Consider the following 12,248-nt stretch of genomic DNA (forward strand, 5'->3'; position numbering starts at 1 on the left):
CTCGCACGTGGCACGTCGCGCGTAGGCTCGTCGTCATGTCCGACGCACGATCCGGCGGCAGGCGACGCCCCGGGCCCGAGTTCCGGGGCGCCGGCCGCAGCCTCGAGGTGTTGCGCGCCGAGGCCCACGACGAGCTGTCCGCCCTCGTCGAGCTGCGCTGCCGCAACGGCGAGGACCCGTGGGACGTCATCCCCGGTCTGCCCACCGTCGACGAGCAGGTCGTCATCTCGTTGCGGGCGGACGCCCTCGGCGTCGACGGCGTGCCCACCGCGACCGGCCTCGGGCTCGACGACGAGCTCGGCTACCTGCGCACCATCGCGCTCTGGCACCCCGAGCTGTCGCGCGCGGTCTGGTCGCTCATGGGGCGCCTCGACGACGCCTCCCGCTGAGCACCACGGTCCCCCGCCGTCGCGCGTGTCGGTGGTGCACCGTAGCGTGGCCCCATGAGCTGGTGGGACGTCGTGACGGTGACCGTGGGTGCCTTCGTGGGTGCCGGGGCGGCGTTCGCCTCGAACCTCCTCGTGCGTCTCATCGAGTCGAGGCGGCGTGAGGCCTCGGCCCTCAACGAACTGATCACCGAGATCCACTTCCGTCGCGTGCTGCGGCGGGTGGCGCCACGGCTCAGCCCGAACCCCCGGGCCCTCGACCCGGTCTACGAACAGGCGCGGCACTCGATCTCGGCCCTGCGGGGCGAGATCCGGCGGGCCCGGCGCGCCCTGCGCCCCCGGTCGAGCGCGCTGCCGGTGCTGAACGAGATGACCCTCGCCTGCAACACCTTCCTCGACGACAGCGACGACGCGCCCGAGCGGTACCGACTGCACCTCATGCAGCTGCACGCCCGGCTGAACGCCTCGGTGCGACGGCTGAGGTCCGACCGCCGGTCGATCTCCGACCTCGAACCGGGCGAGGCGCACCTCGGCGCCACGGTGCAGGCGTTGGCCACGCCGACGACTGTGCTGCCGGTCGACGACTGACCGTCGCCGACCTCGCCGATCGTCGACGCCCCTCGCCGACGGACGCCACCGAGGAGGCGCGGGTAGCGTCCCCGACATGAGCGACCGCGACGAGACCCCGGCCCCCGACAGCACCCCGCACGGCCACGCGGCCGACGCGGCGGAGACCGACGCACCGGACCCGGCCGGCCACGACGTCGACGCCACGATCACCGTCCCCGGCACGCACTCCGAGTCGGCCGCCGAGAAGGCCGGCACCCCCGAGCAGGCGATCGACGAGGCGCGGGAGGCCGAGGCGCCCGGCCCGGCCGACGTGCACGTCGCCTCGGACGAGTACCCGGACGTGCCGCCCCTCGGCGGCATCACCGCGAGCGACCGTTCGATCTGAGCCGCCGTTAGGCTCGGGTGATGGCCTCCGCACCCGCACCCCGCGCCCCCCAGAAGCCCGTCACCCGGTCACACCACGGTCACGACTTCGTCGACGACTACGAATGGCTGCGCGCGAAGGACGACCCCGAGGTCGTCGCCCACCTCGAGGCCGAGAACGCGCACACCGAGGCCGAGACGGCGCACCTCGCCGACCTGCGAGAGACCGTCTTCGACGAGATCAAGGGCCGGGTTCAAGAGACCGACCTGGGCGTCCCCGTCCGCGAGGGCTCGTGGTGGTACTACTCGCGCACGGCCGAGGGACGGCAGTACGGCATCCACTGCCGTGCGCCGATCTCGGGCCCGGACGACTGGACTCCCCCGTCGATCGAGGCGGGCGAGGCCGCCGACGGCGAGCAAGTGCTGCTCGACGGCAACGTCGAGGCCGAGGGCCACGACTTCTTCTCGATCGGCAGCTTCGACGTCTCGCCCGACGGCACGCTGCTGGCCTACGCCGTCGACGTCGAGGGCGACGAGCGCTACACCCTGCGCATCCGCGACCTGGCCACGGGCGACGACCTCGACGACGTCGTGACCGGCACGGCGGCCGGCGCCCTGTTCGACGCCACCGGCCGCTACGTCTTCTACCCGACCGTCGACGAGTCGTGGCGACCGGACACCATCTGGCGCCACGAGGTCGGGCAGGCCGGTGACGACGTCGCCGTGTTCACCGAGACCGACGACCGCTACTGGATCGGCGTCGGGCTCACCCGCAGCCGGCAGTACCTCGTCGTCGACGTCGGCTCGAAGATCACGAGCGAGACGTGGCTGCTCGACGCCGCCGACCCGACCGGGGAGTTCCGGGTCGTCTGGCCGCGCCGCGAGGGCGTCGAGTACGACGTCGAGCACGCGGTCGTCGCGGGCAGCGACCGCCTCCTGATCGTCCACAACGACGGGGCCGAGAACTTCGAGCTGGTCGACGTGCCGGCCGACGACCCCACCTCGACGACCGACCGCCGCGTGATCGTCGCGCACCGCGCCTCCGTCCGGCTCGAGTCGGTCGACGCCTTCGCCGGCCACCTCGTCGTGGAGTACCGCCGCGACGCGCTGCCGCGCTTCGCGGTGGTGCCGCTCGGCCCGGACGGCTACGGCGAGTTCTCCGAGGTCGGGTTCGACGAGCCGCTCTTCGCCGCCGGGGTCGGCGGCAACCCCGAGTTCGACCAGCCGACCGTCCGGTTCGGCTACACGTCCTTCGTGACGCCGTCGACCGTCTACGACCTCGACGTCCGCACGGGCGAGCGCCACCTGCTCAAGCGCCAGAACGTCCTCGGCGGATACGACCCGGCCGACTACGACCAGGCCCGCGAGTGGGCCACGGCCACCGACGGCACCCGCGTGCCCGTCTCGCTCGTCTGGCGCCGCGACGCCGTGCCCGCCGAGGGTCCGTCGCCGGTGCACCTCTACGGCTACGGCTCGTACGAGCACAGCATCGACCCGGGCTTCAGCGTGGCCCGGCTGTCGCTGCTCGACCGCGGCGTGGTGTTCGCCGTCGCGCACGTCCGGGGCGGGGGCGAGCTCGGCCGCTCGTGGTACGAGAACGGCAAGACCCTCACGAAGAAGAACACCTTCACCGATTTCGTCGCCGTCGCCGACCACCTGATCGCCGAGGGCCGCACGACGCCCGAGCTGATGGTGGCCGAGGGCGGCAGCGCGGGCGGCCTGCTGATGGGTGCCGTCGCGAACGTCGCGCCCGACCGGTTCGCCGGCATCGTGGCGGCCGTGCCGTTCGTCGACGCGCTGACGAGCATCCTCGACCCCGACCTGCCGCTCACGGTGATCGAGTGGGACGAGTGGGGCGACCCGCTGCACGACGCCGAGGTCTACGAGTACATGCGGGACTACAGCCCGTACGAGAACGTCCGCGACGACGTGACGTACCCGCGCATCCTCGCCGTCACCTCGATCAACGACACCCGGGTGCTCTACGTCGAACCCGCGAAGTGGGTGGCGCGGCTCCGCGAGGTGGGCGCGCCCGTGCTGCTGAAGACCGAGATGTCGGCAGGGCACGGCGGCGTCAGCGGTCGGTACGAGTCGTGGCGTGAGCGGGCCTTCGAGATCGCGTGGATGCTCGACGTGCTCGGGCGCGCCTGACCGTCGTGGACCACGTCGCCCTGCTGCGGGGCGTCAACGTCGGCACCGCCAAGCGGGTCGCCATGGCCGACCTGCGCCGCGTGGCCGCCGCACTCGGCTTCGACCGACCCGAGACGCTGTTGAACAGCGGCAACCTGGTCTTCGGCGCCCCGGGGCCGCTCGCGACCGACGCCGCTGCCGGGCTCCGGTCGGCGATCGCGCGCGAGACCGGCGTCGACGCCGACCTCGTGCTGCTCGAGGCCGACCGGTTCGCCCGGTCGGCCACCGCGAACCCGTTGCGTCGCGACGGTCGCGACCCGAGGCTGCTCTCGGTGGCGTTCGTCCAGGTGCCCGGCGCGCTCGAGGGGATCGCGCCTCCCGACGTCGACCTCGGCGACGAGGAGGCCGTCGTCACCCCCGACGCCGTCTACCAGTGGCTGCCGTCGGGCGTGCTCGCCTCGCGGGTGCCCGCCGGCTGGTGGCGCGCCCTGCCGACCCCGGTCACCGCCCGCAACGACGCCACGGTGCGCAAGATCGAGGCCCTGCTCGCCCGCCGCGCCCGCTGACCCCGCCTTCCGGAGGTCGGGTTCGACCGACGGACCGGCCCCGGTCGGCCTCGGCACCGCACGGCCCGCCCGTGCCGTCTCAGAGCCGCCGGGCCGCCCGCGCGAACAGACGCAGCGCCTCCCGGGCCCGATCGGCCTCGAGGGTCGCCAGCACGCCGTAGCCGAACGTGTCCTCGCCCGACCGGTGGGCGACGTCCGCCACCTCGCGCAGGGTCCGCACGGTGGCCAGTGCGTCCCCGTGCTCGCCGAGTGCGTCCTGGACGGCCCGGGCCCGGCGTGCCCGACCTCGACCCGACCCGCTGCGGGCACGGTCGACCTCGAGGGCGTGCCGCAGCCGCCGGACCGCCGTGCGCGCGTGCCGCAGGGTCGCCGTCGCGTCGTGCCCGTCCTCGCCCGCACCCGCGCCCGCGCCCGCCACGATCGACCCGCCCGTCGGACGCAGGCCCGTCGACGCGTCGTCCGTGCCCCCGCCCCCCGACGCCGCCGTGGCCTCGAGGGCCGCGCGGACGGCCTTCGACGCGCGCCTCCGCTCCGCTTTCAGCCGGGTCGCCGAGAACCCCGCCGCCGGGTCCGCGGCGTGCGGCCCCGTGGCCGGAGCCGCCACGAGGGCGTCCACGCCGTCCAGCAGGTCGAACCAGGCGGGCGAGTCGAGCATCCGTCGCACGTCGCCCGTGGCCTCGGCGAGTCGCTCGCCGAGCCGGGCCTGGAGCCGGCCGGTGGCCTGCGCGGCCACGAACCCCGACGGAGCCGAGGAGGCGCGCGCCACCACCCGGCCCCTCGTCACCTCGGCGTCCCGTGCGGCCCGCGACACGTGGCCGACGTGGCCCGCGCCCGCGGCGACCGTCGTGGCGAGCCCCGGATCGAGGACGCCGTCCCAGACCGTCAGCACGGCCCGCAGGCGACGAGCGGTCGTCCGGAGCCGGTGCACCGCGCCGGGATCGTCGTCGCGCACGGCGGCGTCGACCGCGAGCAGCTCGTCGCGCAGCCCCGCCACGGCCGCGGTGACGAACGCCGCGGCCGAGCCCTCCTCCACGGCAGCCGCGGGCACGGCTGCGGCCGAGGGGGTCGCCTCGGCCCCCAGGCCCCGGGCGAGCTTGGACTTCGACGACGAGGCCGCCGCCCCGGCCGCCTCGAGCCGGTCGGCGACCGCGTCGAGCAGCCGCTCGCCCTCGGCGCCGTCGACGCCCGGCGCGAGCTCGACTTCCCACTCCCGCCAGGTGCGGAGCGACGCCGTGTCGGGGTTCGAGGCACGGACGACGTCGTCGGCGAGCTCGGCCAGGGGCCGGTACGCGTCGTCGAGCAGCCGGGTCACCGTGCGGGTCGTCCCGAGCCGCAGCACGGGGTGGACGGGTCGCCCGCGGAGCCGGGCCTCGACCAGTCGCCGCAGGGCGTCCGGCACGGCCTCGTCCGGCTCGCCGAGGGGCCAGTGCACCTCGCGACGCCCGGAGCCGCCGGCCGACGGCGGCAGCTTGAGGTGCCAGCCGGCGTCGTCACCGCCCTCGCGCCTCCTGAGGGTCGTGCGTGCCCCGAGCAACGTGTGGTCGACGGTGTCCCAGTACGTGGCCGCGAGCTCGACCGCGTCGTCGTGCTCGACCGTCGCGACGGCGAGGTCGGGGCCGCCGACCCCGGACAGTTCGGGCACCGTGGCGCCCTCGTCGACGTCGTACTTGCGCTCGATCTCGGTCTGTTCGGTGCGGCGGGGGTCGGCGTGGCTCATGCCCTCCGTTGTAGTCGGGCGAGCCGGTGGGCCGTCACCCGAGCCTCGGCAGCCACCCCGGCGTAGGGTCGTCGCATGAGCGACGTGGCCCCGAGTCTTGCCGGATGGATGGCGCGCCAGCGCTGGTACGCGACGAAGGGACGGACGCCTGCCCTGCGGGTGATCGCCTCGTTCGAGGCCGAGGTGGACGACGCCCTCGCGATGACGCTGCTGGTCATCGACGAGGCGGCCGACGTCCCCGTGCTCTACCAGGTGCCGGTCGTGAGTCGTGCGACGCCCCTGCCGGGCGGCGACGCCGCCTTCATCGGCTCGGCCGACGGACGCTACCTCTACGACGGCCCGCACGACCCGGCCTACGCGCGCGAACTGCTGCGCTCGATGTCCGCCGAGGCGCACGTCGTGGGGGCCGACGTCACCGTGGACGGCACCCGCATCGTCGACCCCGGGCAGGTGCGCCGCTCGCGCGTGCTCTCGGGCGAGCAGTCGAACACCTCGATCGTGTACGACGTCGAGGGCGGACCGGTCGACCAGGTCATCGCCAAGGTCTTCCGCGTGCTGCACCACGGCGACAACCCCGACGTCACCACGCAGGCGGCGCTGACCCGCGGCGGGTCGACTCACGTGCCCTCGTCGTTCGGCTCGCTGCGTGCGACCTGGCCCGACGTCGGCCGCGAGGGCGGCACGGCGACCGGCCACCTCGCCTTCTCGCAGGAGTTCCTGCCCGGTCTCGAGGACGCCTGGGTCGTGGCCCTGGGCGCCGCGGCCGCCGGCACCGACTTCACGGCCGAGGCCCACGCCCTGGGCGTCGCGGTCGCCGAGGTGCACGCGACGCTCGCCACCGACCTCGGCACGGTCCCCGCGGGTGACGACGAGATCGCCGGCGCCCTGACGAGCATGCGCCGCCGCATCACGACCGCCGCCCGCGAGGTGCCCCGGATCGCCGAGCACGCCGACGCGATCGGCGCCGTCTACGACGCGGCCGAGCACCTGCACTGGCCCGACCTGCAGCGCATCCACGGCGACCTGCACCTCGGTCAGGCCCTGCTGTCGCCCGAGCGCGGCTGGATGCTCATCGACTTCGAGGGCGAGCCCCTGCGGCCCATGCCCGAGCGCTCACGCCCCGACCTGCCGATCCGCGACATCGCGGGCATGCTCCGGTCGTTCGACTACGTCGCCGGGTCGCTCGCGCAAGAGGCCGCGCCCGTCGACGCGGGGGCCTGGGCCCACGACGCCCGCCGGGCGTTCGTCGACGGCTACGTCGAGTCGTCCGGCGTCGACGTCCGGGCCGCCCGGGCCCTGCTCGACGCGTTCGAGATCGACAAGGCCGTCTACGAGGCCATCTACGAGAGCCGCAACCGACCCGACTGGATCGACATCCCGCTCGCGGCGGTGGCACGGCTCGCGGCCCGCAGCGCACCCGCGGCCGGCTGAGCCGCGCCGAGGCCGACGCGAGGCGTCCCCGAGGTCGTGCCCGCGCCTCCTGCGCCCTCGACGGACGAGGGCACGGGAGGCGCGGCGGCGCGGTCAGGGACGCGGCACGTTCCGCAGGTTGGTGCGCGCCATCGCCACGGCCTCGCCCGCCCCACCGTTCATGACGATCTTCGACATGGCGAGCGAGAAGCCCTTGACCTGGGCGCCCGTGATCGTCGGCGGCAGCGAGAGCGCCTTGGGATCGGTCGCGATGTCGACGAGCGCGGGGCCGTCGTGCTCGAAAGCCGCCTCGTACGCCGCACGGAGGTCGCGGGGGTCGTCGACGTGGACCGCGTGGATGCCGATGGCCCGGGCGACGGCCGCGTAGTCCGTGTACGGCACGTCGACTCCGAAGTCGGGGAACCCGTCGACGAGCATCTCGAGCTTGACCAGCCCGAGCGTCGAGTTGTTGAAGACGACGATCTTGACCGGCAGCTGGTACATCTGCGCCGTGACGAGCTCGCCCATCAGCATCGAGAGACCGCCGTCGCCCGAGATCGAGACGACCTGCCGGTCGGGGAAGGCCATCTGGGCGCCCAGGGCGTGGGGCAGCGCGTTGGCCATCGAGCCGTGCAGGTACGACCCGAAGATGCGGCGACGCGGGGTCGGCGTGACGTAGCGGGCGGCCCAGACGTTGCCCATGCCCGTGTCGGCGGTGAAGATCGCGTTGTCGGCGGCGACCTCGTCGAGCAGCGAGGCCGCGAACTCGGGGTGGATCGGCCGCATCTTCTCGACGTTCTTCGTGTACGCCCCGACCGCACCGGTCATGAGCTTCTCGTGCTTCTTGAGCGTCTTGTCGAGGAACCTCCGGTTCTTCTTGCGGGTCACGAGCGGCATGAGCGCACGGATGGTCGGGGCGATCGCGCCGTGCACGGGCACCTGCACGTCGGCGCGACGGCCGATCACGGCGGCGTCGACGTCGACCTGCGCGATGGTCACCTTCGAGGCGTCCGGCAGGAACTGCGGGTAGGGGAAGTCGGTGCCGAGCAGCACCAGCAGGTCGGCGTCGTGGATGCCGGCGTGCGCGGCGCCGTAGCCGAGCAGGCCGGTCATGCCGACGTCGAACGGGTTGTCGTACTGGATGACGTCCTTGCCCCGCAGGCTGTGCCCGATGGGGGCGCCGACGAGGTCGGCCAGCGCGATGATCTCGTCGTGCGAGCCGCGCCCGCCCTCACCGACGAAGAACGCGACGGTGTCGGCCTGGTTGATGGCATCGGCCAGGGCCTGGACGTCGTGCCGGTCGGGCACGAGCTCGGGCGGCCGGACGGCCACGTACGCGGGCACCTTGCCGACGGCATCGAGCTCGGCGATGTCGCCGGGCAGCGTGACGACGCTGACGCCCTCGCCGGCCAGCGTGTGCCGGATCGCGCTCGCGACGACCATCGGCGACTGCTCGGCCGTCGAGATCATCTCGCTGTAGCCCGAGCACTCGACGAACAGCCGGTCGGGGTGCGTCTCCTGGAAGTAGTCCGAGCCGATCATCGCGCTCGGGATGTGGCTGGCGATCGCCAGCACCTTGGCCCGGCTGCGGTTCGCGTCGTACAGGCCGTTGATCAGGTGCAGGTTGCCCGGGCCGCACGACCCGGCGCAGACGGCGAGCTCGCCGCTCATCTGGGCGTCGCCCGAGGCCATGAACGCCGCGGCCTCCTCGTTGCGGACGTGGATCCAGTCGATCCCGCCCTTCGCCGAGCCGCCCGTGCGACGGACCGCGTCGACGATCGGGTTGAGGCTGTCGCCGACGATGCCGTAGATGCGCCGGACCCCGGCGGTGACGAGCTGGGCGATGATCTGGTCGGCGACCGTGTCTGCCATGGTGTTCCCTTCGTGGAGCGTGCTGGAGCGCCTCCCAGCCAACTCCCCCGGCGCTCACCGCCGACCGGGCTTAACCTGGACGCATGAGCGACATCGCGAGCACGTACGTCCCCGAGGCCGGCACCATCACCATGTTCAGCACGTCGTGGTGCGGTTACTGCGCCCGACTCAAGCAGCAGCTCGGCAAGCAGGGCATCGGCTTCACCGAGATCAACATCGAAGAGGTGCCCGGCACGGCCGAGATCGTGCAGAGCGTCAACGACGGCAACCAGACCGTGCCGACGATCATCTACCCCGACGGCTCGACGGCCACGAACCCGTCGCTCGCCGACGTGCAGGCGAAGCTCGGCGCCTGACCGCCGACGTGGGCTCGACCGACGTGGGCTCAGCGGTCCCCGCCGCCGGGTCGGCCCCGCGGCCGTCACGCCTCCTCGTGCTGGGCGGCACGGCCTGGCTCGGCGGCGAGATCGTCGCCGCGGCCCTCTCGAGGGGCCACGAGGTCGTCTGTCTCGCCCGCGGGTCGTCCGGCACGGTCCCCGAGGGTGCGCGCTTGGTGCGGGCCGACCGGAGCACCACCGGGGCCTACGACCCCGTGGTCGAGGGCGGACAGCGCTGGGACGCCGTCGTCGACCTCGGTCGCGACGCGTCGCACGTCCGCGACGCCGCGACGGTGCTCGAGCCCGTCAGCGCCTCCTTCGTCTTCGTCTCGAGCGTCAGCGTCTACGCCGACACCGCCACCACCGGGGCGGACGAGCCCGCGGCGCTGGTCGACGCCGACGAGTCGGACTACGGCGGGTCCAAGGTCGCCGGTGAGCGGGCCGTCGTCGACGCGTTCGGTTCCGACCGGTCGCTGATCGTCCGGGCCGGCCTCCTCGGCGGGCCGGGCGACCACACCGGTCGGACGGGCTGGTGGCCCCTGCGCTTCGCCCGGGCCGCCGCGTCGAGCGAGGCTGACCCGGTGCTCGTACCGGACGTCCCGGGTCTCGACGTGCAGCCCGTGGACGTGCGCGACCTCGCCGCCTGGATCGTCCTGGCCGTCGAACGCGGCCTCTCGGGGACCGTCGACGCGGTGGGCGAACGACGGTCGCTGGCCGACCACCTCGCCACGGCCCGCCGGGTCGCCGGTCACACCGGCGAGGTGGTCACCGTCGACGAGGCCTGGCTCGACGCCCACGGCGTGAACCCCTGGGCAGGACCGCGGTCGCTGCCGCTCTGGGTGCCGGTCGCGACGCACGCGGGCTTCGGAGCCCGGTCAGGAGGCGCGGGTCGCGCCGCTGGGCTCGTGCCGCGCCCGCTCGACGAGACGCTCCGTGACGTCCTCGCGTGGGAGCTCTCGCGCCCCGGCCCGGCCGGCCCCCACGGCGCGGGGCTCGAGCCCGCCGACGAACGCGACCTCGTCGCCGCCGCCCGCCGCCGCTGAGGACGCGCGCGGCACCCGCGAGCCGCACCCCGCCCGCCGCACCCCGCACCCCGCCCGCCGCACCCCGCACTCCCCCGTTGCACCGCGTTTCGTGCAACCCACCCCATCTAGTCGCGGTGCGATGCACGAAACACGGCGCGATGCCGGCAGGCAGCCCCGTCCGGCCCGGCCCGGCCCGGCCCGAAGGCCCCACATCTCGGCACCGCGTTCCGTGCAGCACACCCCGTCTAGTCGCGGTGTGATGCACGAAACGCGGTGCGATCCCGGCAGGCGGCCCCGATCAGCTCTGAGCGGGCGGGGCGAAGAACTCGATCTGGTTGCCGTCGGGGTCCTTGATCATCAGCGCGTGGCCGAAGTCGACGTCCTGCAGGTCGGACTCGATGCCGACCGACGTCGCGTGCTGCTGCCAGGCGACGACGCCGTCGCGGTCGCTGACGGCGAGGCCGATGTGGTCGAGCCCGGGCACGGTCGGGTCGAAGGCCGCCGACGAACCGTCGGTGTAGGCGGTCACCCCGAGGATCTGCCCGTTGCCGACCGAGAAGATGCGGCGGTCGAGGCCGTCGAGCTCGATGCGGCCGACCGGGCCGGCGCCGAGCAGCTTCTCGTAGAAGGCGAGGCTCGCGTCGAGGTCGGAGACGGTGATGGCGACGTGGGCGTAGCCGGAGAGTTCGGGCATGGGGTGCTCCTTCGGTGGTCGGGCGTTCTCCGACCACCGAACTCGCGCCTCCTGGGAGGGGCCTCTCGTCCCCCGCCCGGCCGTCCCCCGGATGCGTCCACAGGGCGGCGCAACTCGATGACGGAGTCCTCGATCGCCCGGGACGATCGACGCGTGACCACCGACGAACGAGACCTCCGTTCCCTCCTCATCCGATCACGGTTCGACGATCCGGCCGAACGCCGTGCCCACGCACGCGGCGAACTCGTGCGAGTCGCGCCGGGACGCTACGTCGAGTCGACGACCTGGCGCGGGCTGCGTCGAGAGGAGCGCCACGCCCTCCGGACGGTGGCCGCAGTCGGACGGATGCGTCACGAGGTCGTCGTGTCCCACACCTCGGCCGCCGCGGTGTGGGGCATGCCCGTGCTCGGCCCACCGCTGGCCCGCGTCTCGACGACCGACCCGGCGCGCGCGCGGACACACACCGGCGCACACGTGACGAGGCATGCGGCACGATTGCCCGCCGAGCAGATCACCCGTCATCGCGGTCTCGTCGTGACCACGCCGGCCCGCACCGCCGTGGACGTCGCCCTGACCGGCACGCGGAGCCAGGCCGTGGCCGTCCTCGACCACTGCCTGCGACGTCGACTGTGCACACTGGCCGAGTACCAGGCGTGCCTGCTGGGACGCGATCGTGTCCGGGGGTCGACCCGCGCCTCCTGGGTCGCCGAGTTCGCCAGCCCGCTGGCGGGCTCCGCCGGCGAATCCGTCTACCGGGTCGCCCTCGACGGTCTCGGGTTCCCGGCACCCCGTCTGCAGGAACGGCACGTCGACGACGAAGGGCTCATCGGCTTCACCGATTTCGGGTGGGAGGCGTACGGCGTGTACGACGAGTTCGACGGATTCGTGAAGTACCTCGATCGCGAGATGCGGCACGGGCTGACGGCGGACGAGATCGTGGTCCTCGAGAAGGTCCGTGAAGACCGGCTGAGGGCTCTGCCCTACGTGAAGCGGGTGACGCGCACCATCTGGCGCGATCTCGCGCGTCCGCAGCGGATCGTCACGCGGCTCGAGCGAGCGGGCGTCCCACGCGTCCACACCGCGAATCGTGCACGGCACCGTGACTAGTAGCGGTGCCGTGCACGAAACGCGGTGCGTT

General features: G+C 73.7%; 12 protein-coding genes. 9 read left to right on the forward strand and 3 right to left on the reverse strand.

Translation table 11 applies throughout. The annotated features are described in order from the left end of the window. Window positions 1–35: 35 nt before the first annotated feature. From ABID81_RS02885 to ABID81_RS02905, 5 genes are all read left to right on the forward strand, one after another. Window positions 36–389: a hypothetical protein gene (locus tag ABID81_RS02885; RefSeq protein WP_354593333.1), complete on the forward strand. Its 354-nt coding sequence runs from the start codon at window positions 36–38 to the stop codon at window positions 387–389. A gap of 54 nt (window positions 390–443) precedes the next feature. Continuing rightward, window positions 444–974, forward strand: a complete 531-nt coding sequence (locus ABID81_RS02890) for a hypothetical protein (protein ID WP_354593334.1) — start codon at window positions 444–446, stop codon at window positions 972–974. Window positions 975–1,050: 76 nt separating this feature from the next. Next, window positions 1,051–1,341: a hypothetical protein gene (locus tag ABID81_RS02895; protein WP_354593335.1), complete on the forward strand. Its 291-nt coding sequence runs from the start codon at window positions 1,051–1,053 to the stop codon at window positions 1,339–1,341. 20 nt (window positions 1,342–1,361) lie between these two features. After that, window positions 1,362–3,470, forward strand: a complete 2,109-nt coding sequence (locus ABID81_RS02900) for a S9 family peptidase (protein ID WP_354593336.1) — start codon at window positions 1,362–1,364, stop codon at window positions 3,468–3,470. Between the two features lie 5 nt (window positions 3,471–3,475). Then, window positions 3,476–4,015, forward strand: a complete 540-nt coding sequence (locus tag ABID81_RS02905) for a DUF1697 domain-containing protein (RefSeq protein WP_354593337.1) — start codon at window positions 3,476–3,478, stop codon at window positions 4,013–4,015. 79 nt (window positions 4,016–4,094) lie between these two features. On the opposite strand, the gene ABID81_RS02910 is transcribed toward ABID81_RS02905, so the two are convergent. Further along, the gene (locus ABID81_RS02910; protein ID WP_354593338.1) at window positions 4,095–5,732 is read right to left on the reverse strand and encodes a CYTH and CHAD domain-containing protein; all 1,638 of its coding nucleotides are present in this window, start codon (window positions 5,730–5,732) and stop codon (window positions 4,095–4,097) included. A gap of 75 nt (window positions 5,733–5,807) precedes the next feature. On the opposite strand from ABID81_RS02910, the gene ABID81_RS02915 reads away from it, so the two are divergent. Further along, window positions 5,808–7,163 (forward strand): maltokinase N-terminal cap-like domain-containing protein, encoded by a 1,356-nt coding sequence (locus ABID81_RS02915; protein ID WP_354593339.1) that lies wholly within the window; start codon window positions 5,808–5,810, stop codon window positions 7,161–7,163. 93 nt (window positions 7,164–7,256) lie between these two features. Here ABID81_RS02915 and ABID81_RS02920 read toward each other — a convergent pair whose 3' ends face one another. Beyond that, complete coding sequence (locus tag ABID81_RS02920) at window positions 7,257–9,014, reverse strand: pyruvate dehydrogenase (RefSeq protein WP_354593340.1); 1,758 nt, start codon at window positions 9,012–9,014, stop codon at window positions 7,257–7,259. A gap of 83 nt (window positions 9,015–9,097) precedes the next feature. Between ABID81_RS02920 and ABID81_RS02925 the strand changes: the two genes are divergently transcribed. Both ABID81_RS02925 and ABID81_RS02930 read left to right on the forward strand, forming a co-directional pair. After that, on the forward strand, window positions 9,098–9,370 hold the full coding sequence (locus tag ABID81_RS02925; RefSeq protein ID WP_354593341.1) for a mycoredoxin: 273 nt from the start codon (window positions 9,098–9,100) through the stop codon (window positions 9,368–9,370). Window positions 9,371–9,393: 23 nt separating this feature from the next. Then, the gene (locus tag ABID81_RS02930) at window positions 9,394–10,434 is read left to right on the forward strand and encodes an NAD-dependent epimerase/dehydratase family protein (protein ID WP_354593342.1); all 1,041 of its coding nucleotides are present in this window, start codon (window positions 9,394–9,396) and stop codon (window positions 10,432–10,434) included. 280 nt (window positions 10,435–10,714) lie between these two features. Here ABID81_RS02930 and ABID81_RS02935 read toward each other — a convergent pair whose 3' ends face one another. After that, window positions 10,715–11,110 (reverse strand): VOC family protein, encoded by a 396-nt coding sequence (locus tag ABID81_RS02935; RefSeq protein WP_056262725.1) that lies wholly within the window; start codon window positions 11,108–11,110, stop codon window positions 10,715–10,717. Window positions 11,111–11,263: 153 nt separating this feature from the next. Here ABID81_RS02935 and ABID81_RS02940 point away from each other — a divergent pair, with 153 nt between their 5' ends. After that, the gene (locus ABID81_RS02940) at window positions 11,264–12,217 is read left to right on the forward strand and encodes a type IV toxin-antitoxin system AbiEi family antitoxin (RefSeq protein ID WP_354593343.1); all 954 of its coding nucleotides are present in this window, start codon (window positions 11,264–11,266) and stop codon (window positions 12,215–12,217) included. The last annotated feature ends 31 nt before the right edge of the window (window positions 12,218–12,248 follow it).

This window comes from Frigoribacterium sp. PvP054 (genome assembly GCF_040547465.1).
Taxonomy (GTDB): Bacteria; Actinomycetota; Actinomycetes; order Actinomycetales; family Microbacteriaceae; genus Frigoribacterium.

Bases quoted from the DNA above. Each gene is read 5' to 3' on its own strand.
- ABID81_RS02895 (WP_354593335.1), top strand. From the start codon at position 1,051: ATGAGCGACCGCGACGAGACCCCGGCCCCCGACAGCACCCCGCACGGC.
- ABID81_RS02890 (WP_354593334.1), top strand. From the start codon at position 444: ATGAGCTGGTGGGACGTCGTGACGGTGACCGTGGGTGCCTTCGTGGGT.
- ABID81_RS02935 (WP_056262725.1), bottom strand. From the start codon at position 11,110: ATGCCCGAACTCTCCGGCTACGCCCACGTCGCCATCACCGTCTCCGAC.
- ABID81_RS02910 (WP_354593338.1), bottom strand. From the start codon at position 5,732: ATGAGCCACGCCGACCCCCGCCGCACCGAACAGACCGAGATCGAGCGC.
- ABID81_RS02885 (WP_354593333.1), top strand. From the start codon at position 36: ATGTCCGACGCACGATCCGGCGGCAGGCGACGCCCCGGGCCCGAGTTC.
- ABID81_RS02925 (WP_354593341.1), top strand. From the start codon at position 9,098: ATGAGCGACATCGCGAGCACGTACGTCCCCGAGGCCGGCACCATCACC.
- ABID81_RS02920 (WP_354593340.1), bottom strand. From the start codon at position 9,014: ATGGCAGACACGGTCGCCGACCAGATCATCGCCCAGCTCGTCACCGCC.
- ABID81_RS02900 (WP_354593336.1), top strand. From the start codon at position 1,362: ATGGCCTCCGCACCCGCACCCCGCGCCCCCCAGAAGCCCGTCACCCGG.
- ABID81_RS02915 (WP_354593339.1), top strand. From the start codon at position 5,808: ATGAGCGACGTGGCCCCGAGTCTTGCCGGATGGATGGCGCGCCAGCGC.